Annotated in this window: 21 protein-coding genes; 10 read left to right on the forward strand and 11 right to left on the reverse strand. The window is 52.7% G+C overall.

Features of this window, described 5'->3' with window-relative positions:
* Positions 1-19: 19 nt before the first annotated feature.
* Complete coding sequence (dcd, locus tag ACEN2G_RS09915; protein WP_442021331.1) at positions 20-601, reverse strand: dCTP deaminase; 582 nt, start codon at positions 599-601, stop codon at positions 20-22.
* A 141-nt stretch (positions 602-742) separates the two neighbouring features.
* Complete coding sequence (gene apbC / locus ACEN2G_RS09920; RefSeq protein ID WP_442021332.1) at positions 743-1,816, reverse strand: iron-sulfur cluster carrier protein ApbC; 1,074 nt, start codon at positions 1,814-1,816, stop codon at positions 743-745.
* A gap of 239 nt (positions 1,817-2,055) precedes the next feature.
* Between apbC and metG the strand changes: the two genes are divergently transcribed.
* On the forward strand, positions 2,056-4,113 hold the full coding sequence (gene metG, locus ACEN2G_RS09925; protein ID WP_442021333.1) for a methionine--tRNA ligase: 2,058 nt from the start codon (positions 2,056-2,058) through the stop codon (positions 4,111-4,113).
* Positions 4,114-4,366: 253 nt separating this feature from the next.
* Here the strand turns inward: metG and ACEN2G_RS09930 are convergent, their stop codons facing one another.
* The 3 genes from ACEN2G_RS09930 to pabB form a co-directional block, all read right to left on the reverse strand.
* On the reverse strand, positions 4,367-5,776 hold the full coding sequence (locus tag ACEN2G_RS09930) for an L-serine ammonia-lyase (protein WP_442021334.1): 1,410 nt from the start codon (positions 5,774-5,776) through the stop codon (positions 4,367-4,369).
* Positions 5,777-5,940: 164 nt separating this feature from the next.
* Complete coding sequence (locus tag ACEN2G_RS09935) at positions 5,941-6,504, reverse strand: CoA pyrophosphatase (protein WP_442021335.1); 564 nt, start codon at positions 6,502-6,504, stop codon at positions 5,941-5,943.
* Between the two features lie 139 nt (positions 6,505-6,643).
* Positions 6,644-8,029, reverse strand: a complete 1,386-nt coding sequence (gene pabB / locus ACEN2G_RS09940; RefSeq protein WP_442021336.1) for an aminodeoxychorismate synthase component I — start codon at positions 8,027-8,029, stop codon at positions 6,644-6,646.
* A 209-nt stretch (positions 8,030-8,238) separates the two neighbouring features.
* On the opposite strand from pabB, the gene ACEN2G_RS09945 reads away from it, so the two are divergent.
* Positions 8,239-9,762 carry a fumarate hydratase gene (locus ACEN2G_RS09945; RefSeq protein ID WP_442021337.1) on the forward strand — a complete coding sequence of 508 codons (1,524 nt, stop codon included), beginning with the start codon at positions 8,239-8,241 and terminating at the stop codon, positions 9,760-9,762.
* 189 nt (positions 9,763-9,951) lie between these two features.
* On the opposite strand, the gene arsB is transcribed toward ACEN2G_RS09945, so the two are convergent.
* Genes arsB through ACEN2G_RS09965 form a run of 4 tightly spaced genes read right to left on the reverse strand, consistent with a single transcriptional unit; the run spans position 9,952 to position 12,644 of the window.
* Complete coding sequence (gene arsB / locus ACEN2G_RS09950) at positions 9,952-10,998, reverse strand: ACR3 family arsenite efflux transporter (protein ID WP_442021338.1); 1,047 nt, start codon at positions 10,996-10,998, stop codon at positions 9,952-9,954.
* Between the two features lie 37 nt (positions 10,999-11,035).
* Positions 11,036-11,776, reverse strand: coding sequence for an arsenical resistance protein ArsH (gene arsH / locus ACEN2G_RS09955; RefSeq protein ID WP_442021339.1), 741 nt, complete (start codon positions 11,774-11,776; stop codon positions 11,036-11,038).
* Positions 11,773-12,255, reverse strand: a complete 483-nt coding sequence (locus ACEN2G_RS09960) for an arsenate reductase ArsC (protein WP_442021340.1) — start codon at positions 12,253-12,255, stop codon at positions 11,773-11,775. The genes arsH and ACEN2G_RS09960 overlap by 4 nt, the downstream gene beginning before the upstream one ends.
* A 38-nt stretch (positions 12,256-12,293) precedes the next feature.
* Positions 12,294-12,644, reverse strand: a complete 351-nt coding sequence (locus ACEN2G_RS09965; protein ID WP_442021341.1) for a metalloregulator ArsR/SmtB family transcription factor — start codon at positions 12,642-12,644, stop codon at positions 12,294-12,296.
* A 173-nt stretch (positions 12,645-12,817) separates the two neighbouring features.
* Between ACEN2G_RS09965 and ACEN2G_RS09970 the strand changes: the two genes are divergently transcribed.
* The 5 genes from ACEN2G_RS09970 to ACEN2G_RS09990 all read left to right on the forward strand — a co-directional run bounded on the left by ACEN2G_RS09970 (position 12,818) and on the right by ACEN2G_RS09990 (position 19,165).
* A complete protein-coding gene (locus ACEN2G_RS09970; RefSeq protein ID WP_442021342.1) occupies positions 12,818-14,011 on the forward strand; it encodes a class I SAM-dependent rRNA methyltransferase in 1,194 nt (397 codons plus the stop codon).
* 210 nt (positions 14,012-14,221) lie between these two features.
* Entirely contained in the window at positions 14,222-15,259 is a 1,038-nt protein-coding gene (gene selD / locus ACEN2G_RS09975) for a selenide, water dikinase SelD (RefSeq protein WP_442021343.1), read from the forward strand.
* A gap of 1 nt (position 15,260) precedes the next feature.
* The gene (gene mnmH / locus ACEN2G_RS09980; RefSeq protein WP_442021344.1) at positions 15,261-16,361 is read left to right on the forward strand and encodes a tRNA 2-selenouridine(34) synthase MnmH; all 1,101 of its coding nucleotides are present in this window, start codon (positions 15,261-15,263) and stop codon (positions 16,359-16,361) included.
* A gap of 196 nt (positions 16,362-16,557) precedes the next feature.
* Positions 16,558-17,190 carry an MBL fold metallo-hydrolase gene (locus ACEN2G_RS09985; RefSeq protein ID WP_442021345.1) on the forward strand — a complete coding sequence of 211 codons (633 nt, stop codon included), beginning with the start codon at positions 16,558-16,560 and terminating at the stop codon, positions 17,188-17,190.
* A gap of 124 nt (positions 17,191-17,314) precedes the next feature.
* Positions 17,315-19,165 carry a methyl-accepting chemotaxis protein gene (locus ACEN2G_RS09990; protein WP_442021346.1) on the forward strand — a complete coding sequence of 617 codons (1,851 nt, stop codon included), beginning with the start codon at positions 17,315-17,317 and terminating at the stop codon, positions 19,163-19,165.
* Positions 19,166-19,171: 6 nt separating this feature from the next.
* Here the strand turns inward: ACEN2G_RS09990 and ACEN2G_RS09995 are convergent, their stop codons facing one another.
* Positions 19,172-19,831 (reverse strand): hypothetical protein, encoded by a 660-nt coding sequence (locus ACEN2G_RS09995; protein ID WP_442021347.1) that lies wholly within the window; start codon positions 19,829-19,831, stop codon positions 19,172-19,174.
* 316 nt (positions 19,832-20,147) lie between these two features.
* On the opposite strand from ACEN2G_RS09995, the gene mepA reads away from it, so the two are divergent.
* From mepA to glpD, 3 genes are all read left to right on the forward strand, one after another.
* Positions 20,148-20,933 carry a penicillin-insensitive murein endopeptidase gene (gene mepA / locus ACEN2G_RS10000; protein WP_442021348.1) on the forward strand — a complete coding sequence of 262 codons (786 nt, stop codon included), beginning with the start codon at positions 20,148-20,150 and terminating at the stop codon, positions 20,931-20,933.
* Between the two features lie 73 nt (positions 20,934-21,006).
* Positions 21,007-22,509 carry a glycerol kinase GlpK gene (gene glpK, locus ACEN2G_RS10005; RefSeq protein ID WP_442021349.1) on the forward strand — a complete coding sequence of 501 codons (1,503 nt, stop codon included), beginning with the start codon at positions 21,007-21,009 and terminating at the stop codon, positions 22,507-22,509.
* Between the two features lie 49 nt (positions 22,510-22,558).
* Positions 22,559-24,115, forward strand: a complete 1,557-nt coding sequence (glpD, locus tag ACEN2G_RS10010) for a glycerol-3-phosphate dehydrogenase (protein ID WP_442021350.1) — start codon at positions 22,559-22,561, stop codon at positions 24,113-24,115.
* A 60-nt stretch (positions 24,116-24,175) separates the two neighbouring features.
* Here glpD and ACEN2G_RS10015 read toward each other — a convergent pair whose 3' ends face one another.
* A complete protein-coding gene (locus tag ACEN2G_RS10015) occupies positions 24,176-25,336 on the reverse strand; it encodes a mechanosensitive ion channel family protein (protein WP_442021351.1) in 1,161 nt (386 codons plus the stop codon).
* Positions 25,337-25,677 lie beyond the last annotated feature (341 nt).

Consider the following 25,677-nt stretch of genomic DNA (forward strand, 5'->3'; position numbering starts at 1 on the left):
GTTTCCCGTGTCGATGTTTTTAGTCTTGGTTAATACGGCTAGCATCCGCGCCTTGCTGCGCCTTGTATTTAGCGCTGGCACGACTCATATAAGGACGCTCAGCAGGGCCGGACATAGTCTCAAAGTTAATGGCACCGATCACCATGTGCGGGCGCAGCGCCAATGGCAGTTTGCCGCCGTTATAAAACTCGAGCACTATGCGCCCCGACCAACCCGGATCGATACGGTGCGCCGTGGCGTGCACCATTAAGCCTAGGCGAGCTAACGATGAGCGGCCGTCTAGCCAACCCACTATGTTATCGGGCAGGGTGACGGATTCAAGGGTTACCGCCAGCGCTAATTCGCCAGGGTGCAAGAAAAAGGCATCGCCGTCGGCAATAAAAATTTCATCACTCATCACGCTATCGATGGCAGCCGCCACTTCGCTCTTAGGGCCACTTAAGTCGATATAAGGCGCACTGTGAGCCTCAAACACCCGAAACTCATTGCCTAACAGCACATCTACGCTCACACCACTGATCCGCTCCGGATCCGGCTCCGGCGTCATGGTAATAATGCCATCAGCCAAATAACGCTTAATATCGCGGTCACAAAGACGCATGAAAATTCCTCAACTCATGATAAAAAACCACCCTGCTCACGACGGCATTTGCCGCTGCACTCGCAACGCTGACCTTTAGCCACAAAAATGCAGGCTGGGTGGTGAAGATTAAATTTGTCGCTTGATTAAATTGGCAGCGCATTAAATCAAGCGCGTATATAGGCTAGTAGGGATGGCCTTGCCGCTAAAAAAGAGTCCGCTGGCAATGCGCGCCGCCATGGTCAGATAGGTGTGGGCTAAGGTGCCGTCTGGCTCGGCTATCATGGTCGGACGGCCCTTATCCATGTCCACACCAATGCGGGCATCTAATGGCAACTGGCCTAATAAGGGCACCTGATTTTTTTGCGAAACCCGCAAACCGCCGCCTTCGCCAAATAAGGCTTCTTGATGGCCACATTGGCCACAAATGTGATAGCTCATGTTCTCAATTACGCCCAGCACAGGCACGTTTACCTTGCGGAACATGCTGATGCCTTTCACCGCATCCGCCAGCGCCACGTTTTGTGGCGTAGTCACAACCACGGCGGCGGTAGTGGGCACACTTTGGGAGATGGTAATTTGAATGTCACCTGTGCCCGGCGGCAGATCGACGATTAAATAGTCTAATTCGCCCCAGCGGGTTTCTTGCAATATTTGGGTGAGCGCCTTGCTGGCCATGGGTCCGCGCCAGATGGTGGCATCTTCTGCCCCCACCAAAAAGCCGATGCTGTTGGCCAACAGACCATGGGCCGCAATCGGTGCCATGGTTTTACCGTCCTCGCTGGCGGGCTTGGCACCCATCACGCCCAACATCATAGGGATAGAGGGGCCATATACGTCGGCATCTAAAATGCCCACCCGCGCGCCTAAGCGTTTCAAGGCCAGTGCCAAGTTCACGGCAGTGGTGGACTTGCCTACGCCGCCTTTACCGGAAGAAATAGCGATAATATTGCGCACCCCCGCCACGCCTTGGGCATCATTGGCGCGCGCCAAGGTGGCCACGTCCACGCTTAGCTGCCAGTCCACACTTTGGGCACCGCTGAGCTGGCATAATTTTTCGTCTAGCTGAATGAGCGCTGTGTCGAGCTGATAATCCACAAAGGGCAACACTAGCTTTATCACTAAGCGTGATTGTACAAGCGTAATGTCGCGCACCGCTCCGGTACTGACCAAGTCCTTCGCCCAGTGCGGTGGTATAAATTGTGCCAGCACGGCCATAATATCGTTATTATTCATGCTCACTTGCCCCTCTATGACGGTATTAGGCACTCTAGCAAAAAGCCGGCAACGGTGAAACGTCCCCCGCGCACTCTGGGCGCTTAATCAGCCAATATACGACTTTTTATTGAGATTATTCTCCAGATCAGCCGCCTTTTAGCGCTTTGCACCGGAAAAAGCCGCCAAAGTGTGTATAAGCGAAAAAAACTCGGGTAACATGTCCGACCCACCTTAATTGACTTAATAGAATGGACATTATGGCTATCGAACCACGTAAGATACTTGTCACCTGCGCCCTGCCCTATGCCAACGGATCTATCCACCTTGGCCATATGTTGGAGCATATTCAGGCCGATATCTGGGTTCGTTATCAGCGAATGCGAGGCCATACGGTTCATTTTATCTGTGCTGACGATGCTCATGGTACGCCCATTATGCTCAAGGCCAAGCAATTAGGCATAGCGCCAGAAGAAATGATCGCCGCCGTGCAAGCCGAGCACGAAGCTGACTTTGCCCGCTTTAATATCGGTTTCGATAATTATCACACCACACACAGCAATGAGAACCGTGAATTTGCCGAACTTATCTACGGTCGCCTCAAGAGCAACGGCTTCATTGAAAACCGCACTATTTCTCAGCTCTACGATCCTGAGCAAAACATGTTTTTGCCAGACCGTTTCGTCAAGGGTACCTGCCCTAAGTGCAAAGCCGAAGATCAGTACGGCGATAACTGCGAAGTATGCTCGGCCACCTACAGCCCAGCAGATCTGATTAACCCACGCTCTGCGGTATCGGGTGCGACGCCGGTCATGCGCGACAGCGAGCACTTCTTCTTCGATCTACCACAGTTTAGCGGCATGCTGAAAGCCTGGACTCGCTCCGGCGCCTTGCAAGAAGAAATGGCCAATAAGCTGGAAGAGTGGTTTGAAACCGGCTTGCAGCAGTGGGACATTACCCGTGATGCGCCCTACTTTGGCTTTGAAATTCCCGATGCACCAGGCAAATATTTTTACGTGTGGCTGGATGCGCCTATCGGCTATATGGGCTCGTTTAAGAACTACTGCGACAAGCGCGGCGATCTGAGCTTCGATGAATACTGGAATAAAGACAGCAGCACTGAGCTGTATCACTTTATCGGTAAAGACATCGTCTATTTCCATAGCCTGTTTTGGCCAGCCATGCTGGACGGCAGCGGCTTTAGAAAGCCGACCAATATCTTCGTGCACGGTTATGTAACGGTAGATGGCGCCAAGATGTCGAAGTCGAAAGGCACCTTTATTAAGGCCGACACTTATCTGAATCATTTAGATCCAGAGTGCCTGCGCTATTACTACGCCGCTAAATTGTCGAGCCGTATCGACGACTTGGACTTAAACTTGACCGACTTTGTGGCCCGCGTGAACAGCGATGTGGTGAACAAATTGGTGAACTTGGCCTCACGCAATGCCGGCTTTATTGCCAAGCGCTTCGACGGCAAGTTAGCCGATACCTGCAGCGAGCCTGAGTTGTATGCTGAGTTTGCCGCCGCCGCCGAGCGCATTGGTCAAAGCTATGAACAGCGTGAATTTGGTCGTGCTATTCGGGAAATTATGGCGCTGGCGGATAAAGCCAACCGCTATGTCGACGACAAAGCCCCTTGGGTGTTAGCCAAGCAAGAAGGTAAAGACCAAGAGCTGCAAGATGTGTGCTCGGTAAGCCTGAACTTGTTCCGCGTGTTGATCACCTACTTAAAGCCGGTGATGCCAAAATTAACCGAGCGCGCCGAAGCTTATCTCAATATCGACTTAACCTGGGATGGCGTCGCCACACCGTTAGTAGCGCATCAGCTCAACGCCTTTAGCCCGCTGTTTAGCCGCATGGAAGCCGATAAGATTGCCGCCATGGTGGAAGCCTCTAAAGAAGACTTGGCCGTGGAGCAAAGCACTGTCGTACCAAGTGCTGAACCAAGTGTTACGGTCACCACAGAGCTAGACTTGGATCCCATTAGCGAAACCATCAGCTTCGATGATTTTGCCAAAATTGACCTACGCATCGCGTTAATCAAAAAAGCCGAGTCTGTGCCCAAGGCCAATAAGCTGCTGCGCTTAGAGCTGGACTTAGGCGGTGAAACCCGCCAAGTGTTTGCCGGCATTAAGTCTGCGTATAATCCTGAAGATCTCGAAGGTAAGCTGACGGTAATGGTAGCCAACCTTGCCCCACGCCAGATGAGCTTTGGCTTAAGTGAAGGCATGGTGCTCGCTGCCGGCCCAGGTGGCAAAGACCTGTGGATTTTAGAGCCTCATGCCGGTGCCAAGCCGGGAATGCGGATTAAGTAACGTAAAGTGTAAATAGTGAGGCGTGAGGGGCAAGACACCGAATGGGTAGCCGTGGTGTTTTGTCTTTTAGACTCACCTTAACCTGCTATAAAAGCCCAGTACACTGGGCTTTTTTGTGCTCGTCTTCCTGACCCACATCAGAAGCTCGTTTAGATTTAAGGCGAGGTGTACAGACGATAGTAGAGATAGCGTAGGCGCCAATTGTAAAGCTTCCCCCCCTCACCATTCACGCCTCACTCCTAACAGCCCTTAATTAGCATTCAATAATATTCACGGCCAAGCCGCCGCGGGCGGTTTCTTTGTATTTGCTCTTCATATCACGACCGGTTTCGCGCATGGTTTTAATGACTTTATCCAGTGATACCTTGTGCTCGCCATCGCCACGCAGCGCGAGGCGGCTGGCATTAATGGCTTTTACCGAGCCCATGGCGTTGCGCTCAATACAAGGTACTTGTACCAGCCCACCAACCGGATCGCAGGTTAGGCCTAAGTTATGCTCCATGCCAATTTCGGCGGCATTTTCTACCTGATCCACAGTGCCACCCACAATGGCGGTGAGTGCGGCGGCGGCCATGGAGCAGGCCACGCCCACTTCGCCTTGGCAGCCCACTTCGGCCCCCGAGATAGAAGCATTTTCTTTGTATAAAATACCGATAGCGGCGGCGGTTAAGAAATACTTCACCAACACCCCATCATCTACCGGTTGCACAAAGTGGTGATAATAATGCAACACCGCCGGAATAATGCCCGCTGCACCGTTAGTCGGTGCGGTAACCACACGGCCACCGGCGGCGTTTTCTTCATTAACCGCCATGGCATATAAGTCCACCCACTCCATCACAATTAAGGCATCTTGATTAAACGCCGACTCGCTGTTGAGCTTGGCCAGCAAGTCTGGTGCGCGACGGCGTAACTTTAAGCCACCGGGCAAAATACCTTTAGTGTTACAGCCACGGGTCACGCAGTCTTGCATCACCTGCCAAAGCTGGCGCAGGCCTTGCAGAATATCTGACTCGCTGCGGTTTACCTTTTCATTGGCCAACATCAGCTCACTCACCGACAAGCCGTGGCTATGGCACAGCGCCAGTAATTCATCGCCACTGTGAAACGGGTACGGCACCGGCTTAGCGCTGGACTCGGCGGCCGCACTCGCTTTGGTGTGGGCAAAGTCTTCGGCTTTAACAATAAAGCCGCCACCAATCGAGTAATAGGATTGTTCGGCTAATCGCTTTTCCTGACTTTCCGCTGCGTGTTCTGCATCAGCCGTAAAAGCCCGACAGGTCATGCCATTGCTGTGCAACGGTAAGGTCTTACGGCGATGAAAGACGATGGCGTTAGTGCGTGGGAAAATTACCGAGTGACACTGATTTAATAACAGCCGCTCATCTTGCTCTACTTGAGATAAAAAGTCGGGGATAAGCTCAATGTCTATGGTGTCGGGTGCAAAACCGGCTAGGCCTAAGATCACCGCCTTGCCAGTGCCATGGCCGATGCCGGTTTGGCCTAATGAACCAAACAGTTCTACCTCAACGCGGCTGACTTGGCTCAATAGACCCCGTTCGCTCAACGCCTGCACAAAGTCTTGAGCCGCACGCATCGGCCCCACGGTGTGAGAAGAAGACGGGCCTATGCCAATGCTGAACATGTCGAACACGCTGATCATAACGACTCCATAAATCGATAAGCAAGGATGATGTGGTGTGCTTAATAAGCGAGGCGCAGATCATCAACTAATTTTGAATTATTGTAGGGATATTTGAGGATAAGCCCCAATGATATTTTAGAGGAGAGAAAATTAGCAGCGGAATGTGTGATTAAGATCGCGAGTTATCGAGCAATCTGCTGGGCGAATTGATGGATAACGGCGGCAGTGATGCCCCAAATCCATAATCCGTGCCAACGGATAAACACCACTTCATGGGTGTGGCCTTGGCGGCGCAACTGAAACAAATGGTGGTGGCGTAAATCCAGCAGATAATCGAGGGGGACCTGAAACACCTCATCGACCTCAGACGGATTAAGCGTAAACCGTGGTTGCCCTTCTATTAGGCCAACAAAAGGCGTGAGTGCAAAGCCGGAAATCGTGTACTGAGCCTGCAATTGGCCTAAAGGCTGGCACAACTCCGGTAATAGGCCGATCTCTTCCCAGCTTTCACGCAGCGCCGTGTGCCACAGGCTGGCATCAGACGCATCCATGCGTCCACCGGGAAAGCTCACCTGTCCGGGATGCTGGCGCAACAATCGATTACGCCGAGTGAGCACCAGCTCCAAGCCCTGCCCCGTTTGCAGCAAGGGCATCAGCACAGCCGCAGGATGCGCATCCAGCGGCAAGTGCGGATCTGGCAGCGGCGCCAATAAATTAATGCGCGTTTTTAGTTCGTCTAAAGTCATGATTCAAACTTAGTAAAGGGTGAAGCGTAAAGAGTGAAGAGCACAACATAATTAGCACCCCATCCTGCTCCGCAGGGCCGTTATGTTTGTCTTTATCTGACAGCTTAAAGCTTACCGCTGTCAGCTGCCCGAAGGGCTGTTACAACTCAGCCAAAAGCGGTAAGATTTTACCCAGCTTATCAAATAACTCTTGATACTCGGCGTCCACTTCTGAGTCGGCGACGATACCGCCGCCAGCCCAGCAATAAAGCTGATCCAGCTCTGCTACTAGGGTGCGTATGGTAATGCTGGTGTCCATGCGCCCGTGGGCACTGATATAGCCAATGCTGCCGCAATAGGCGTGACGACGATGGGTTTCCAGCTCTTCGATTATGGCCATGGCCCGCACCTTAGGCGCGCCGGTAATGGAGCCGCCCGGAAAGGTGGCCGCCAATAAATCGCCACCTGAGAGTTCAGGATTAAGCTCGCCGGTAATGGTGGACACTAAATGATGCACCGCCGGAAAGGATTCGATGGCAAAGATTGAGGGCACCTTGACCGAGCCCGGCACGCAGACGCGGCCGATATCGTTGCGTAATAAATCCACTATCATCAAATTTTCGGCGCGATCTTTAGGCGCCACACTCAGCTCAGCGGCCAGTTGCAAGTCGAGCTCTGCATTGGCACCACGCGGGCGCGTGCCTTTAATGGGTTTGGTTTCGACGCGTCTGCCATCGAGGGCAATAAAGCGCTCCGGCGATAGGCTTAAAATAGTGCTGCTGGGTAATTGCAGAAAAGCAGAAAACGGCGCCTTGTTCTGGGCACTGAGCTGACGATAGGCCTGCCAGCTGTCGCCGCTAAAGCCTGCGTTAAAGCGCAGCGTTAAATTAATTTGATAGCAGTCACCGGCCCGCAAGTAATCTTGCACCTGATTAAAGCTGGCGGCATATTCAGCTTGGGTTTGGCTGGCTTGCCAGCGGCTGGTCAGTTTAAACGGCAACTGTGGCACTAAAGCCCTGGCGTGCAGAGCTTGCCACCACGCCAGCCGCGCGTTTAAGGCGGCCTCATCGCCTAACACCAATAGGTGCGCCTGCTGTTGTTCGAGATCGATAACCCAAGCCCAATCCACCAAGGCCACCGCCATGTCAGGTGTGGCCAGCTCATTGATGGCAAGACTGGGAATACGTTCTAAACGCCGCCCTAAGTCATAACTAAAAAGACCCAGCGCCCCGCCACAAAACGGCAGATGCGCAAACTCATGAGGGAGGGCCACCTCGCCTATCAGCGTATCTTGCCAATGCTTTAACAAGGCAAACGGCGACTCAGTTGAGCGGTAACGCTGCCCTTGGTGCTCAATCACTGTCTCTTCAGCTTGGGTAATTAAGGTGGCCAAGGGCTCGGCGCTAATAATATGAAAACGGCTATCCGTGCCTAAGGGCGCGCCCGACTCCAACAACATAGCCCAAGGTAAATGGGCAATTGGCGAAAAAAAATCATGCACAGCACCGCTAAACGCTTGGCTGTGGATCTGCAAGGACAGTCCCATTATGTAATCCACTCGACAGTTTTGACATCAATTCTGGCGCTCAGGCTGGCCAGCTTAGGGCGGTGAAGCGTATCATAGCGCCAATATAACAATACAGAGCCTAATCTGGGTGCGTCCGCCTATTTTTCGAATAATAAAGTCAGTTTTCGAAATATAACGCCATTAACCTGCCCCAGTCTTAAGCTAACGCCGAACCGTAAGAGGAAGCCATGAGTATTATCAAAAAGCAGGACTTAATCGATTCAGTTGCCGATGCGCTGCAATACATCTCTTATTACCATCCGCTGGACTTCGTACAAGCGTTAGAAAAAGCCTATTTAAAAGAACAAAGCACCGCTGCCAAAGACGCCATCGCGCAAATTTTGATTAACTCCCGCATGGCAGCCATTGGCCACAGACCCTTATGCCAAGACACCGGCATAGTGACCTGCTTCGTAAAAATTGGCATGCAAGTGCAGTGGGACAGCGACTTAACGGTGCAAGAAATGGTCGATGAAGGGGTGCGCCGTGCCTACCTCAACCCCGATAACCCGCTGCGCGCCTCAATTGTGGCAGATCCGGCCGGTACCCGTCTTAACACCAAAGACAACACGCCGTCTGTAGTGCACGTCGAGTTGGTGCAAGGCAATCAAGTTGAAGTAGCCATTGCCGCCAAAGGCGGTGGCTCTGAGAACAAGGCCAAAATGGCCATGCTCAATCCGTCGGACGACGTGGCCGAGTGGGTGCTCAAAACCCTGCCCACTATGGGTGCCGGCTGGTGCCCGCCTGGCATGCTGGGCATTGGCATTGGCGGCACCGCCGAAAAAGCCGCAGTAATGGCCAAAGAGGCATTAATGGATCCGGTGGACATTCATGAGCTTATCGAGCGCGGCGCCGTAACAACCGAAGAAAAGCTGCGCTTAGACATCTTTGAGCGCGCCAATAAGCTGGGTATCGGTGCCCAAGGCTTAGGCGGCCTCACCACAGTGGTGGACATTAAAATTATGTCCGCTCCCACACACGCGGCCTCAAAGCCGGTAGTGATGATCCCCAACTGCGCCGCTACTCGCCACGTGCACTTTACGCTCGATGGCACAGGCCCCGCCGTGCTGACGCCACCTAAATTAGAAGATTGGCCCCAAGTGACCTGGGAAGTGGGCGACAAGGCGCGCCGCGTAAATCTAGATACGCTGACCAAAGCCGATATTGCGGACTGGAAGATGGGCGAAACCGTGCTTTTATCGGGCAAGCTATTAACCGGTCGCGACGCCGCACACAAGCGTATTCAAGAAATGCTGCACAAAGGCGAGCCACTGCCCGTGGACTTTAAAGGCCGCTTTATTTACTACGTGGGCCCAGTAGACGCCATTGGTGATGAAGCCGTGGGCCCTGCCGGGCCGACGACCGCGACGCGCATGGATAAATTTACCGATCTGATGCTCGAAGCCACCGGTTTAATCGGCATGGTCGGTAAAGCCGAGCGCGGCCCCGCCACCGTAGAATCCATCAAGCAGCATAAAGCCGTGTACCTAATGGCGGTGGGCGGTGCCGCTTACTTAGTGGCAAAAGCCGTGAAGCACGCTCGCGTGGTGGCCTTTGCGGACTTAGGCATGGAAGCCATCTATGAGTTTGACGTGGAAGACATGCCGGTGACCGTGGCGGTCGACAGCGAGGGCAATAACGCCCACGTAGTTGGCCCCGCCATCTGGAAAGCCAACATCGAAGAGCTGGATGCGAAATTACGCAAGGCGTGAAGCGTGAATATAAAAACACCGAGCAGATGCTCGGTGTTTTTATTTGGCTTGCGCTCAACTTAAAAACTAATGACAGTACTGATCTCTCTTAATATTTACCAATAAATATCTCTTCAGATTTAATTTCTATTTCTCCGTGGATTCAGTTGCAAAAAAAAAGATTTAGTATTATCTCGTCCTCTTTACCTTTTACCCTTCACTGGCGCTCGTCTCAAACCAAGGCCTTGTACGGTTTGCAAACCACACTAGCGACAGCATAACCGGCACTTCCACTAATACGCCCACTACCGTAGCCAGTGCAGCACCTGATTGCAGGCCAAATAAGCCGATGGCGACCGCTACCGCTAACTCAAAGAAGTTAGAGGTGCCTATCATGCAGGCTGGTGCGGCTATGTTATGACTGAGCTTGAGTTTTAGCGCCAGCCAATACCCCAAGGCGAAAATGCCATAGGTTTGCAGCAATAAGGGAATGGCGATCAGGCCAATCACCAAAGGTTTCGCCACTATGGTCGGCGCTTGCAGGCCGAATAACAGCACTACCGTGGTCAACAAACCCAGTATCGACCAAGGTTTACAGCGTGCCACTAGCACACTGAGCGGTTGTGGCTCAGGCTGCTTCGCCTGCACTTTTTGCCACAGTAGTCGTATCGCTATGCCTGCCACCAGCGGCAACACCACATATAAACCCACGGACAAGAGCAAGGTCTGCCACGGCACGCCAATGGCATTAATGCCTAACAGCAAGGCGGCCAAGGGCGCGAACGCAAACACCATCACCAGATTGTTCACCGACACTTGCACCAGCGTGTAGTTAGGGTCACCGCGCGTCAGCTGGCTCCACACAAACACCATGGCGGTACAAGGCGCCACACCCAGCAAGATCATGCCGGCTATGTATTCACCGGCCATGCCGGGTTCAACCCAAGGCGCAAAGATCACTCTAAAGAATAACCAGGCCAGCAAGGCCATGGTAAAGGGCTTGATCAACCAATTAATCACCAAGGTCAACACTAAGCCCTTGGGCTTTTTGCCGACATTTTTCACGGCCGTAAAGTCGATTTGGATCATCATGGGCGTGATCATCAACCAGATCAGCACAGCCACCACTAAGTTCACTTGGGCAACTTGCCAAGTCGCCAGCTCAGCAAACAACTCTGGCATCACTTGGCCTAACACCAAGCCAGCTCCTATACTTAACGCCACCCAAAGCGAGAGAAAACGTTCAAAAATACCCATATTATTTCTGCTTATTAAATTTTAATTAAGCCTACAGTTACAAAGCGCTTTGATTCACTCTTTGCATCAATTGCGCTGCGGTTTCTACGCGCTCTGAATAACGATCCGTCAAATAGGCACTGTTATCGCGGGTGAGTAGCGTGAACTTCATCAGCTCTTCCATCACATCCACGATGCGATTGTAATAAGGCGAGGGTTTCATGCGGTTATTATCATCAAACTCCATAAATGCCTTAGCTACCGAAGACTGATTAGGAATGGTGATCATGCGCATCCAACGCCCTAAAATACGCAGCTGATTCACCGCATTAAATGACTGAGAGCCCCCACACACCTGCATTACCGCCAAGGTTTTACCTTGGCTGGGGCGGACTGCACCTAGGCTAAGCGGTATCCAATCAATTTGAGTTTTCATCACGCCCGTCATGGCGCCATGGCGCTCCGGCGAACACCACACTTGCCCCTCAGACCAATTCACGAGCTCGCGCAACTCTTGTACTTTGGGATGCTCAGCATCATCGCCATCGGCCAGCGGCAAGCCGGTGGGATCATAAATGCGCACGTCCGCTCCCATAAACAGCAGTAAACGCGCACACTCTTCGATCACTAAGCGGCTAAAGGAGCGTTGGCGTAAAGAGCCGTACAGCAACAAGATCCGCGGCTTATGAGCATCCGCCGTGTGACTGAAATTGGGCAACTGGAAATGCTGTTCATCAATATTGGGCAAGCTAATATCGGGCAATAAAGTGTCGGGCAAACAAGTGTCGGCTAGGCTCATGGATTGATTCCTGAAGGCTGTGTGGCTAATACGGACAGCGCGGCAGGCCACTGAGAGCGCTCTTGGCGGGCCACGGTTAATAAAGACGCGACTCTGTCACTGATCAAGCCAATGGTGTGGCGAAAGGCGTCCGCCAGTTCTTCGTCGGTACCGGTTAATTTAGACGGATCGGCCAAGCCCCAGTGCAGGACTGTGGTGTTACCAAACCACACAGGGCACGTTTCTGCGGCAGCACTGTCGCACACAGTGATCACCACATCCGGTGCAAAATCCGCAAATTCATCCCATGACTGGCTGCGCAAATGGTTAGTCTCAATGCCCGCCTCGGCCAAATAAGTCAACGACAAAGGATGCACGGCGCCCACGGGCTGACTGCCGGCACTTCTGGCCTCCAATAAGCCTTGGCCAAGGTGCTGAGTCACGGCTTCTGACAATATGCTGCGACAGCGATTATGGGTACAGATATACAAGATTTTCATGGGTTTCCTCAGCTCTGGTTTCATTACAGTTTCCTAGATTAGCTTTCACATAAGGGCGAGACTTTAACAAGCCGTTGCTGGCAGTCATGCAAGTAGTCTTGATGGTGCGCCGCTGTTTGCTGCAAGACAGCGCCCGCCCAAGCGGGTAATTGCGGATGCAACCGGTAATACACCCAGCGGCCACGACGCTCGTCCATTAATAAATCACACTTTCTTAGCTCGGATAAGTGTCGAGAGACTTTAGGCTGGCTAAGCTCCAGTGCTTGCTGCAAGTCGCAGACGCACAGCTCTTGATACTGAAAAATCAGCAGCAAAGATTTTAAGCGCGTATCGTCGGCCAAACTCTTAAAAAATACCAAGGGCGACATAATAACCTCAGTCATTAACATGTGATTTATCATATATATGAAAATTCGCATGTCAATATTTTAGGTGTGAGGTGTGAGGTGTGAGGAAAAAATTAGCGATATTGCACCGCTCCAATATTTATTTTCGCGGCTGGTTTGTGCTTGTGGGCGCAACCCTTTAAAATCACCGCCCGCTTCTTTTAAATAGCATGCCCATGACCATCACAGTTACTCTGATCGCCGGACGAGAAAAGTCCCTACAACGTCGTCACCCTTGGGTGTTTTCTCGTGCCGTAGACAAGGTGCTCGGCCAACCCAACGCCGGTGATACGGTGGACATTGTCAGTCAAAAAGGCGAATGGCTCGCCCGGGGCTTTTACTCGCCGCAGTCGCAAATTCGCGCCCGCGTGTGGAGCTTCGATAAAAACGAAGTAATAGACGACGCTTTCTTCTTGCGCCGTTTAAGCCGCGCCAAAGACAGCCGCCAGCCACTGATTGATGAGCAAGGCTTGACCGGTTATCGGTTATGCGCCGCCGAGTCCGACGGCCTGCCCGGCGTGACCATAGATGTGTATGCCAATGTGGTGGTGTGTCAGCTGCTGAGCACGGGAGCCGAGCGCTGGCGTAAAGCCATAGTCGCGGCGCTGAATACCTTGTATCCCAGTGCCTGTATTTATGAGCGCTCCGATGTGGCAGTGCGTAAGAAAGAAGGCCTAGCCGAGCGTAAAGGTGTGCTGTCTGGCACCCTGCCCGAGCAGCCAATCGTTATCGAGGAAAATAACGGCGTTAAGATCTTGGTCGACGTCGAAAACGGCCATAAAACCGGTTTTTATCTGGATCAGCGCGATAACCGCCGTCTTGCCGCCCGTTATTGCCAAGATAAGCGGGTATTAAACTGCTTTAGCTACACCGGCACCTTTGGCGTGTATGCGCTAAAAGGCGGCGCGACTGAGGTGGTTAACGTCGATATGTCTGAGTCGGCCTTGGCCTTGGCCGAGCAAAACGTGGCCCTCAACAAGCTGGACTTAAGCCGCGTTAAATGTGAACAAGCCGATGTGTTTAAGTTGCTGCGTGCTTATCGCGAACAAGGCCAACGTTTCGACGTGATAGTGCTGGATCCGCCAAAGTTTGCCGAAAGCAAAGCCCAGCTCAATGGCGCCTGCCGCGGTTATAAAGACATTAATATGCTGGCCTTTCAGTTATTGAATGCTGGCGGCGTATTACTGACTTTCTCTTGCTCAGGTTTAATGACTCAAGATTTGTTCCAAAAAATCGTCGCCGATGCCGCACTCGATGCCGGTCGTGATGCGCAAATCCTCGAGCGCTTAAATCAAGCCGCCGATCACCCGATTGGCACCGCGTATCCAGAAGGGCATTACCTGAAAGGCCTCGTCGTTCGCGCTTGGTAAGCCCATCGCCGTGAGACCTGCCCCCTGAAGATAGAGGCGTAAGAGGTAACCCTCTTGCGCCTTTTTGTTTGGGCAAGATAACGCGCTTATCACTCCCCTATTCTCCCCGCCCACCCTGCTTACCTTCACAATCCCTGCCTTCTTTATTCACAGCCACCCCTGTTAGGAGTAGTATTACCGCTTTCTGTCAGTGAACCCAAGGAAGCCCAAGTGGAACCCATTCGCCTCACTCAATACAGCCACGGCGCCGGCTGCGGCTGCAAAATCTCGCCCACCGTACTCGACACTATCTTACACAGCCAGCTGCCGCGCTTTAATGACCCGCGCTTAATCGTGGGCAACGACAGCCGAGACGACGCGGCCGTGGTCGATATTGGTAATGGCATGGGCATTATTTCTACCACCGACTTCTTTATGCCAATCGTCGACGACCCCTTTACCTTTGGCCGCATTGCCGCCACCAACGCCATCAGCGATGTGTACGCCATGGGCGGCACGCCGATTGTGGCCATCGCTATTTTAGGCTGGCCAATTAATGTGCTGGCGCCAGAAATTGCCCAACAGGTGATCGATGGCGGCCGTCAGGCTTGTATGGACGCGGGTATTTCACTGGCCGGCGGTCACAGCATAGATGCACCTGAGCCAATTTTTGGTTTGGCGGTGACCGGCCAAATCCCGCTCGATCAGGTGAAGCGCAACGACACGGCCCGCGCTGGCGACCTGTTATTTTTGACCAAGCCACTCGGCATTGGCATCTTATCGACCGCGCAAAAGAAAGGCCTGTTATTGCCTGAACACGCCACGCTGGCGGCAGAGGTCATGTGCCAACTCAATAAACCCGGCCAAGACTTTGCCCGCCTCAAAGGCGTGCACGCCATGACAGATGTCACCGGTTTTGGCCTGATGGGCCACTTGAGTGAAGTGTGCGACGGTGCCGATGTGAGTGCTGTGTTACACATGGATAAGATCCCGCTGCTGCCCGAGTTAGATCATTATTTAGCGGCCGGTGCCGTGCCCGGTGGCACTCATAGAAACTTTGAAGCCTATGGCCATAAGTTAGCGCCGTTAACCACGCGCCAGCAGCAGATCTTATGTGACCCACAAACCAGTGGTGGACTTTTGGTGGCGGTCAGTCCAGCGGCGGTAAACGACTTCTTACAGCTGGCCGAGCAACACGACTTGTGCTTAACCGCCATTGGCGAGCTGACCGCGCCAAAAGCCCACCGCATCGAGGTGCTGGGTGAGTGAGTTGAAATCCGCACATGAATTAGCGTTAAACTTGCCACTCACACAGGATTACGAACAGCTCTTGGTGGGCGATGTGCCCATGCTGGACTTGCGCGCACCGATTGAATTTAGTGAAGGGGCCTTTCCGCTCGCCACTAACCTGCCATTAATGAGCGATGACGAGCGCGCCCAAGTGGGCACCTGCTTTAAAAACCGCGGCCAAGATGCCGCCATCGCCTTGGGCCATTCGTTAGTGGCCGGTGAGTTGCGTGAGCAACGCTTACAGGCATGGCTAAATTGGCTGGCATTGCATCCTACTGGCGTCATTTATTGCTTTAGAGGGGGCTTGCGTAGCCAAACCGTACAGCAATGGTTGGCTGAAGCTGGCCGCCCCGTTACTCGGGTTGACGGCGGTTATAAAGCCCTGCGCCAGCGCTTGATCACTGAGCTTGAGCAAGGTTTTGAACAACCGGGCTTCGTGCTCTCTGGCCTCACCGGCAGCGGCAAAACCGACTGGCTCAACCGCAGCCCGCTGTCGCTGGATCTTGAAGGTTTTGCTCACCACAGAGGCTCCAGCTTTGGCCATTGGGCCGAGCCCCAACCTAAGCCCATCGACTTTGAAAACCGTTTGGCGATTGCCCGCTTAAAGCAGCGCCGTGCCGGTGTTGAGTCTTGGCTAGTAGAAGATGAAAGTGCCATGATCGGTCGCTGCCCACTGCCCAAGCGGCTGTATGCGCGCATGCAGCAGGTGCCCGTCTTGCTATTAGAAGTACCCTTTGAGCAACGAGTGCGTCAAATTCAGCACGATTATGTCGACACTATGCTGACGCGGTTTAACGGGGATATTTCACGCTTAAGTGAGTATCTGCAAGACAGCTTAAAGCGCTTATATAAACGCTTAGGCGATCGCGATTGGCGCCAGCTCTCCCAACAAATGACGGATGCTATTAATCAGCAACTGTTAGGCTATGACTCAGACGGCCATCAAGAGTGGATAAGCGAGCTGTTAAATCGTTACTACGACCCTATCTATACCCGCCATCAAGCCAGTAAAGAAGAGCGTATTGCAGTACGCGGCAATGAAGACGAACTCGCGCACTGGTTGGCTAAGCAGCCAGTGTAAGCCAGTGCGCAACCACAAAGATTATGTTAAGTAAAATAATTGGCTACTGAAATATATGGGGCTGCAATCGGATTTATAAGACTAAAGCCAAAACACTATTATTGTTAACCGCTTTAAGGTGTTTGGCTTTCTTCCATGTATACAGTGGCAAAACGCCCTTTCTGTTATATTTTGATATTTAAAAGGAATTTACATCATGCTTAATCGCATCACGCTGCCGGTCACGGCCTTTGCCCAAAACTGCAGTCTGGTGTGGTGCTCTGCCACCAACAAAGCCGCCTTAATTGATCCAGGTGGTGAAACACCGCGACTGTTGGCCGAAATTGACAAACGCAGCCTCACACTGGAGTCAATTTTATTGACCCACGGTCACCTCGATCATGTAGGTGCCACCGGTGAGCTGCTGGCCGTTAAATCTGTGCCTGTGATAGGCCCCAGTGTTGAAGATGCCTTTTGGATAAACGGCCTCGACCAACAAGCCAAAATGTTTGGCTTAAGCCCAGTGCCGGCTTTTACGCCAACACGTTGGCTAACCGCCGGTGACCAGGTGCAGGTCGGTGAAGAAGTGATGGATGTGTATTTTTGCCCCGGCCATACGCCTGGTCATATCGTATTTGTGCACCCGACCCAGCGCTTGGCCTTTGTGGGCGATGTCATCTTTAACGGCGGTGTGGGGCGCAGTGATTTTCCACAAGGGAATCACGACCATCTCATTCACTCCATTAAGCAAACCCTGTTGCCACTCGGCGATGACATTACCTTCGTGCCCGGCCACGGCCCAGAAAGTACCTTCGGCCACGAGCGACAGCACAACCCCTACCTGCGCTAAACCCGATTCATTTAGACAGTTACCAACCAAAATGCTGCCGACCTATTGCTGTGTGATCTAAAGATCAGGCAAAAATCTGTCGTTTTATCTTTTCTCTGTTCGAAGATAATCACCGAGATCATCAATGAAAATTAAACATAAACTGGGGCTCAATACCCTGCTGGTCATACTGGCCATCGGCGCCCTCTTCGTATTGTTCGCCAAGACCCTCAGTACCATAAAAACCCTGAACCATGGCACAGAGCTGGCCATGTCGCTCGAAACCGGCATGCTGAGCCTACGCCGAGAAGAAAAGGATTTTCTCGGCCGACAGAACATGAAATATGTCGCCGACTTTCAGCAGACATTGGCACAGAACCAGCAGCTATTGGACGAGCTAGAACAATTGCTGGCTGGATTCGATTTCGACACTCAGGCGCTCGACACCCTGCGCCAACGTTTCGACCAATACGGTCAGAATTTCGAACAGGTGGTGCAAGCGCACCAGCTGATGGGTCTGGATCATGAGTCTGGCCTCAACGGTGAACTGCGGGCCGCGGTACATGGCATCGAGCAGGCGCTGGCGCAACATGACGCCGACGCCATACTGGTGACCATGCTGCAGCTGCGCCGGGCCGAAAAAGACTTTATCCTGCGCCAAGATCCCCGTTATTTGGATAAATTCGACACCTTCTTTACCACCCTGCAGCAACAGCTGCGTGACGCAGCTATGCCGACACACACACTGTCGCTGGCCAGCACCTATCAGGATCGCTTTCATCGCTATGCCGAGGGTGCCCGCCGACTCGGCCTCGACAGCGACCAAGGCCTGCAACTGACGATGCGGAAAACCATTCAAAGCACCGAAGACCTGCTGGACAATACCGTGCGCGAGATCGAGGCGCTAACTCACAGGCACGCCGATCGGGCCAGCACCCTCGCCATGGTGATGTTTGTCACCATGCTGCTGCTGACCTCGGTCATCGCGCTGCTGATTGCCCGTTCAATTTTCATCCCGATCAGCCGAATTCAACAAGGCGTGCAGCAAATTCACGAGAGTCACGATCTCAGCCTGCGGGTCGAAGAACAAGGTAACGACGAACTCACCGACATGGCTCGGGCACTCAACACCATGCTTGCCGGTTTTCAGCGTGTGATCCGCCAAGTTAATGAAGCGGTCGAAACCATGAACCAGACCACCGAAATTCTGTCGGAAAACGCCGCTCGCACCAGTGCCGACATCGAACGCCAGCAGGCGGAAACCGAAATGGTGGCCACCGCCGTCACCGAGATGGTGTCCACCATCGAAGAAATTGCCCACAACACCGAAAACACCGCGCTCAAGGCCAACTCTACCCACAACGGCGCGCAACAAGGACAACTGCAGGTGCAAGGTGCCATCGGTCGCATTCGTCGTCTGTCCGATACCCTGGATAACGCCGTCGGTAGCATGGAAGCCCTGTCAACCCAGAGCGACACCATAGGCAACGTGCTGGGGGTCATTCATGGCATTGCCGAGCAGACCAATCTGCTGGCGCTGAATGCCGCCATTGAAGCGGCCCGAGCCGGCGAGCAGGGCCGCGGCTTTGCGGTGGTGGCCGATGAAGTGCGCGCCCTTGCCGGCCGCACTCAGGAAGCCACTCAGGAAATTTCAGCCATTATCAAGTCGCTGCAAACCAACACCAGCAACATGGTCAAGATGATCCACAGCAGCAGTGAAGAAGGCCGAGAAAGCAGCCAGCAGGCTGGAATGGTCGAAACCGTGCTCAATGACATCACCCGGGAAGTCACCGAAATCTCGGACATGGCCACTCAAATCGCCACCGCCATCGAACAGCAAAGCAGCGTGGCCAGTGAAGTGGGGCAAAATGTGGTGGTGATCCGTGATATCACCGAAGATGCCGCCCAAGCCGTGCGTAACAATTCCCGCGCCAGCAGCGACATTGCCGCTCAGGCTCGGGAACTGCGTCAGGTAGTGGCCGCGTTTCGGGTATAAAGCGCCTCAGTCATCCCAGTCGTCATAGTCGTCATCCTCGTTCGCCACGGCGGCGGGGATGATGATGGCCGGTGCCAGCACCGAGATAGCCTTCAACAACTGGCGCCGGTTTTGCCAGTTGCCGACAAAACCGAACCGATAGCAGTCTTCATCCAGCTTGAAACGCTCTTCCACCTGAGCATCCAAGGTGTCCTTTACCTGCGCCAGTTCGGTGTCGCTTAAGTGCAGATCCAGCGTAAAAGCAATGATGGCGCCGTCGTGACCGGGTAATTTGCCTTTATTGACTGCACGCACGCGTTCACGCGGCAGAGCCACCGCTTGCTGGCTAAGGCCATTGACCAGATACAACTGCTGCTCATCGAAGGCCAGATTGATCAGTAATTTGCGGTTCCAGCTGGGCGGCCACAGGCTGATCAATAATAAAGTGCCACCAAAAATTACGGCGACCCAGTGGATTAAGCCAAAACCGGCTTGACCATCTAACGCTTGCACACCCAACACTTGGCCATCAAACATTTGACCATCGAACAAAGCCCACACCACCACCGCCAGACTCGCCAATAATGCCAAGGTATGAGTTAAATAAAATCGCACCACAGGCGGGGCTAACACAAAGCTTAACGGCTGTGCTAATACCTGATCTAAGGGTAAGCGCTGCACTGACATAACATCTTCCATCTGGCAAAAAGTGCCCTACCCTAGCAAAAAAACACGCCGCCATAAATCACGACCGCAGCTTCTATTAATACTCAGGCTAAGTACGACTCATTTGTCTAGATCAAGGCAGCTCGGTTTTCTCGTCAACCGACAAAAAAGCTGACAATACAAAGCCTAACTTCCTATTTTATTGTACAGTCAGCTAATCATAACGGTGTAGCTGAGCGTGGTATTCTCCCTGAGTCATGGCTCTCCACGCACAGACATTTAACAGGCCAATTTTCTATTTGCAGAACATCAAAAATTTAAAGGCAAGGAGCACAATATGAGTAAATGGAAGGCCCCTTTATGGCTGGCATTCATCGCCGGATTATTGCCGCAAGTGGCCAACGCCGATGCGGTGGGTGGGTACGCGGCCGGTTGTCAGTTTAATAGCCAAGCGTTGCCGGGCACCGGCTCGGGGTTTCATGTGATCCGCGCCAGTCGCGCGCGCTTTTATGGCCAGCCGGTATTGGTTGATTATTTACAGACGCTGGGTAAAAAAGTACAGCGCGCCAAGCTTCCCCCCATGCTAGTGGCAGACATGGCCATGCAACGCGGTGGTCCTTTTGCCTCAGGGCATCGCAGCCATCAAAGCGGCTTAGATGCCGATATTTGGCTGCGCACGCCGCCCATGCCCGCGAGCTCTAGCCGACTGGAGCAAGTGCCCGAAATTGATATGGTCGATCATAAGCTCTATATATTGAACCGGCACTTTCAAGATCAACAACGCCAATTAATCGCCTTGGCGGCGCAAGATGCCCGCGTGAACCGCATCTTTGTACATCCATTAATTAAGCAAGCCATGTGCCAGACCTACGGCGATGCGCCTTGGCTAAACAGATTACGACCCTGGTATGGTCATTCCGGCCACTTTCATGTGCGTTTATCCTGCCCGAAAGGCGACCGAGATTGTGTGCCACAAGCGCCGGTACCGGCGGGCACCGGCTGTGGTTCTGAGCTACAGAGCTGGATTAAAGATAAAACTGGCGCCTTAAGCGGTGGCGGCAGCAGCACGCCCTATCGCCCCTCTCTGCCGCCCCGTTGTCGGTCTTGGGTGCCAGGTTATTAGCGCAGTGTTATTAACACAAAGTTATTAGCCTAGTGTTATTAACACCCGTTATGAACGCTCAACAGGAGCAGCTATGTCGACGCAATCTCGTTATGTGATGGCTCTGGATCAGGGCACTACTTCCTCCCGTGCCATTATTTTTGATGAACAGGCCCAAATACAAGGCAGCGCCCAGCGGGAGTTTAGCCAAATTTATCCAAAACCCGGTTGGGTCGAGCACGACGCCATGGAGATTTGGGCAACTCAGCGCGCCACCTTAACCGAGGTGCTGGCGAAAACGGGCATAAGTCCGTCCCAAATTGCCGCTATCGGCATCACGAATCAACGTGAAACGACTGTGGTGTGGAACAAGCGCACCGGCCGCCCTATTCATAACGCCATCGTCTGGCAGTGTCGGCGCACCGCCGAGCTCTGCGAGCAATTAATCGCACAGGGCTTAAGTGAATATGTAAAAGACAATACCGGCTTGGTGATTGACGCCTATTTTTCCGCCACCAAAATAAAATGGTTGCTGGATAATGTGGAGGGCGCACGTGAGCAAGCCGAGCGTGGCGAGCTGTTGTTTGGCACCATAGATACTTGGCTTATCTGGAAGCTCACCGAGGGTCGCGTGCACGCCACCGACTACACCAATGCCTCGCGCACTATGCTGTTTAATATTAATACGCTGGTGTGGGATGAGACTTTGCTTAATGCTCTCGATATTCCGCGGTCTCTGTTGCCCGAGGTCAAACCCTCGAGCGATCTGTATGGCTATGTGCAATTAGGCGGCAGCGTAGGCGGTAAGGTGGCCATTGCCGGCGTGGCCGGTGACCAACAAGCCGCTTTGTTTGGCCAGTTATGCGTGCAGCCTGGCATGGCCAAAAACACCTACGGCACCGGCTGTTTCTTGTTAATGAATACCGGCTTAAAGAAGGTTAATTCCCAGTTTGGCTTGCTGACCACTTTGGCTATTGGTGCCAAGGGCGAGGTCAATTATGCGCTGGAAGGCTCGGTATTTATGGGCGGCGCCATTATTCAGTGGCTGCGCGATGAGTTAGGCTTAATTCGCTCGGCCGAAGACACCGCCTATTTTGCCGCTAAGGTCGAGCACACCAACGGCGTGTATTTAGTGCCGGCCTTTACCGGACTCGGCGCACCTTATTGGGATCCCTATGCCCGCGGCACCTTGATGGGTTTAAGCCGAGGCGCAAATCGTAATCACATTATTCGCGCCGCATTAGAAGCCATCGCCTACCAAAGTCGCGACGTATTAGATGCCATGCAACAAGATGCGGGAGTCACCTTGCGCGAGCTTAAAGTCGACGGCGGCGCCTGTGCGAATAAAGTATTAATGCAGTTTCAGGCAGATATCAGCCATATCGAGGTAATTAGGCCAAAAATACTGGAAACCACAGCCCTAGGCGCGGCGTTTTTAGCAGGCCTGGCGGTCGGCGTCTGGCAAGATACCGAGCAATTAGCGCATACGCTCGCCATAGACAAACGCTTTACGCCCACCATGGAGAAGACGGACACAGACGCGTTTTATCAAGGGTGGCAAAAGGCCGTCAGCCGCTCCCAACATTGGGTAGATTAAATCCTAAGCGCCAAGCAAAAAAAGCGTAATGCCATACACAAGGAAAGATATGCCAGCAACAGGAAAAACTGTCGATGTGATCGTTATTGGTGGCGGCGTAAATGGCGTCGGCATCGCCATGGATGCAGCAGGCCGAGGCTTGAGAGTCATGTTATGCGAAAGCCATGATTTGGCCTCGGCCACCTCATCGAGCAGCAGCAAGCTGATTCACGGCGGTTTGCGCTACTTAGAGCAGTATGAATTTTGCTTAGTCAAAAAGGCGCTTGCCGAACGCGAGTTATTGCTTAATAACGCGCCGCACATCATGTGGCCACTGCGCTTTCGCCTCCCCCACCAGCCACACCTACGCCCGGGCTGGATGCTGCGCATTGGCCTGTTTTTATACGATAACTTGGCCAAGCGTGAGCGTCTGCCCGGATCTAACAGCATACGTTTTAATGCTGGGGGTCCCTTGGTGAATGACATCACGCGCGGCTTTGAATATTCAGACGGCTGGGTGGATGATGCACGGCTGGTGGTGTTATGCGCTATGGCAGCCAAGCAGCATGGCGCCGAGATCAAACCGCGCACTCGCTGCATTAAGGCCGAGCGCCAGCAAGGTTTTTGGCAAGTCACGCTACAAGATAGCGACACAGGTACTATTGAGCACTATCGCAGCCGCGCGCTGATCAATGCCGCCGGCCCGTGGGCCAGCTCGCTTTTTGATGAGGTGATTGCCCTGCCCGCGCCTAAACAGCTGCGCTTAGTCAAAGGCAGCCACATTATAGTGCCGCGCATCCACGACGAGCCCGAAGCCTATATTTTACAAAACAGCGATCAGCGGATCGTGTTTGTTATTCCGTATGAGCAGCACTTCTCTTTAATTGGCACCACGGATGTAGATTATGAAGGCGATCCGAGTCTGGTAAAAATAGATGGGGCCGAAATTGATTACTTATGCCAAGTGGTGAACGAACACTTTAAACATAAAATCAGCGCTAAAGACGTGGTGTGGAGTTACGCCGGCGTGCGCCCGCTACTGGATAACGAATCACATCCTAACCAGGCCAGGCAGCCGGCCAGATCAGGTCAGCAGCAAGGCCAAGCCCAAAATACCACTCGAGATTACACTTTCAGTTTAGATGCGCCAGATGGTGAAGCACCGCTGCTTTCTGTGTTTGGCGGCAAGTTGACCACCTATCGCTTGTTAGCCGAGGCGGCCACCGATGCTATTAGCCCCTTCTTCCCCAACAGCAAACCGGCTTGGACCAAAAACGCCACCTTGCCCGGCGGCCACTTTAGCAATCATCAGGCGTTGAGTGTGGCACTTGCGAGCCAATACCCTTGGCTAACCGAGGCCATGGTGTCGCGCTTCGTGCGCAGCTACGGCACTCTTTGCCATCATTTTTTACATGGTTGCAATGAGCTGGCGGCACTGGGCACAGATTTTGGTGGGGGCTTAAGCCAACAGGAAGTGGATTACTTAATGGATGTGGAATGGGCCTATACCGCAGACGATATTTTATGGCGACGTTCTAAGTTGGGCTTAGTACTCACTACTGAGCAACAAGAACGCCTACAGCACTATATGCAGACCAAACAACACTGTATGCCGGCAAAACAGTGAAACGAGCGCAGTGCTTAGCACTGCGTCCTGTATTGGTACTTTAGTTCCGCTACTTTACCCTTAATGCTCTGCATCCGGCTTAGCCGCAGCTTGCTTAAACTCTGAATTTAGCCAAGGCTCCAATCCTTTCGCCTCATCAATAAATAACTGCAAATGCGGAAATGGCATCTCAATATTGGCGTCATCCAACGCCTGCTTGATGGTTTCTAATAACTCGCAAGAAATACGACCTTTTACTTCTATATCTTTCGCGTGTACCCATACCTGAGCACTGAGGTTTAAGGAGGAATCAGCCAGCTCGCGTAACTGTAACCGCGGCTGCATTTGTTCATTGGTGATCACCATAGGATGGGCCGACAGCACGGGCATGATCACCTCTCTGGCATGGGCAACCGATTCCTTATAGGCAATGCCTAAGGGAATACGAATTCGCGTGGGCCCTTCGACACTGAAATTAACGATGTCTGAGGTGGCCACTCTTTCATTGGGGATCATGGTAAACACATTGTCGCGGGTGCGCAGCCAAGTAGTGCGAAAAGCAATGCGGATCACCTTGCCCTCTTCACCATGAATTTGCACCCAATCGCCAATGCGAAACGGCCGCTCAATGAGTAAGGTAATGCCGGCGATAAAGTTAGCCAGGGTCGACTGCGCCGCAAAACCCACGGCGATGCCCACTATGCCTAAGCCCGCCACAATCGACAGCACATCAAAACCAAACTGCGCCAATACTGTGATGGTGCCCATGGCAATCAAGGCCACAGAAAGCGTATTTTTACACAATTGCTCAAGCGACGAGTCAATGTGATGACGCGATAAGTTGGAAGTTAGCCCCCGCGATAACAATAGCCACAGCACGTAAAAGGCCAACGCCATTAACCCAGCGCGAGCCGCGCCTTTTAGCACGGCGTCGGTGGCATTATATTGCGCCAATATCGCAATGATCACCGCCAAGCCGATTAAATAACGCAACACCCTTTTGCCGGCAATAAAGGGTTTTTCGCCGTAGCGGGTGCGGCCCAGCACTAACTTAAGCAAGTTGGCCAGCAACCAGTAAAATACACCAAACAGCAGCAGTATCATCAGCGATACCAACAGTTGCCCAACACCTGCCACCACCAGCGCTTGCCAGTTCAAACCGCTCATGCCCAAGGCATTACTGGTATCTTGTAAACTTTCCTGAAACTGTTCCCACAATAAAGTAAAACTTGATGTCGCCATGGAATACATCCTTGTATCGGGTGCTAGTTTTAATAGAAGCACAAACGCCGCACTCACTTATCTTGCGCGCGCCTTCAATATAGCGGCTAGCGGGCTTAATCTTTATCTGCAGGTGTTAAATACCATTGATGACGCACATATAAGCCAGCACCGCACAGGCTGAGCAGCAATAATAAACCAAGACCCACTATGCCCAACACATCATTCACTGCTTTAAAGGGCGTCCATTGTAAATAATGTATTTTATACCAATCGGATTAAAGGTGTGATCTAATTGGACTTATTCTGATTTCACTGTAACTAGTATGTCCGATTCAATCGACTTCTTAGCCCTCGCTAAG

The sequence above is a fragment of the Oceanisphaera sp. W20_SRM_FM3 genome (assembly GCF_052119705.1).
Classification (GTDB): Bacteria; Pseudomonadota; Gammaproteobacteria; order Enterobacterales; family Aeromonadaceae; genus Oceanimonas.

Excerpts from the sequence above, each read along its gene's own strand:
- ACEN2G_RS09985 (WP_442021345.1), top strand. The coding sequence starts at position 16,558 with ATGCTTAATCGCATCACGCTGCCGGTCACGGCCTTTGCCCAAAACTGC.
- ACEN2G_RS09960 (WP_442021340.1), bottom strand. The coding sequence starts at position 12,255 with ATGAAAATCTTGTATATCTGTACCCATAATCGCTGTCGCAGCATATTG.
- ACEN2G_RS09970 (WP_442021342.1), top strand. The coding sequence starts at position 12,818 with ATGACCATCACAGTTACTCTGATCGCCGGACGAGAAAAGTCCCTACAA.
- ACEN2G_RS09965 (WP_442021341.1), bottom strand. The coding sequence starts at position 12,644 with ATGTTAATGACTGAGGTTATTATGTCGCCCTTGGTATTTTTTAAGAGT.
- ACEN2G_RS10015 (WP_442021351.1), bottom strand. The coding sequence starts at position 25,336 with ATGGCGACATCAAGTTTTACTTTATTGTGGGAACAGTTTCAGGAAAGT.
- arsB (WP_442021338.1), bottom strand. The coding sequence starts at position 10,998 with ATGGGTATTTTTGAACGTTTTCTCTCGCTTTGGGTGGCGTTAAGTATA.
- glpD (WP_442021350.1), top strand. The coding sequence starts at position 22,559 with ATGCCAGCAACAGGAAAAACTGTCGATGTGATCGTTATTGGTGGCGGC.
- ACEN2G_RS09935 (WP_442021335.1), bottom strand. The coding sequence starts at position 6,504 with ATGACTTTAGACGAACTAAAAACGCGCATTAATTTATTGGCGCCGCTG.
- dcd (WP_442021331.1), bottom strand. The coding sequence starts at position 601 with ATGCGTCTTTGTGACCGCGATATTAAGCGTTATTTGGCTGATGGCATT.
- arsH (WP_442021339.1), bottom strand. The coding sequence starts at position 11,776 with ATGAGCCTAGCCGACACTTGTTTGCCCGACACTTTATTGCCCGATATT.
- ACEN2G_RS09945 (WP_442021337.1), top strand. The coding sequence starts at position 8,239 with ATGAGTATTATCAAAAAGCAGGACTTAATCGATTCAGTTGCCGATGCG.
- ACEN2G_RS09930 (WP_442021334.1), bottom strand. The coding sequence starts at position 5,776 with ATGATCAGCGTGTTCGACATGTTCAGCATTGGCATAGGCCCGTCTTCT.
- ACEN2G_RS09995 (WP_442021347.1), bottom strand. The coding sequence starts at position 19,831 with ATGTCAGTGCAGCGCTTACCCTTAGATCAGGTATTAGCACAGCCGTTA.
- metG (WP_442021333.1), top strand. The coding sequence starts at position 2,056 with ATGGCTATCGAACCACGTAAGATACTTGTCACCTGCGCCCTGCCCTAT.
- glpK (WP_442021349.1), top strand. The coding sequence starts at position 21,007 with ATGTCGACGCAATCTCGTTATGTGATGGCTCTGGATCAGGGCACTACT.
- ACEN2G_RS09990 (WP_442021346.1), top strand. The coding sequence starts at position 17,315 with ATGAAAATTAAACATAAACTGGGGCTCAATACCCTGCTGGTCATACTG.
- pabB (WP_442021336.1), bottom strand. The coding sequence starts at position 8,029 with ATGGGACTGTCCTTGCAGATCCACAGCCAAGCGTTTAGCGGTGCTGTG.
- mepA (WP_442021348.1), top strand. The coding sequence starts at position 20,148 with ATGAGTAAATGGAAGGCCCCTTTATGGCTGGCATTCATCGCCGGATTA.
- apbC (WP_442021332.1), bottom strand. The coding sequence starts at position 1,816 with ATGAATAATAACGATATTATGGCCGTGCTGGCACAATTTATACCACCG.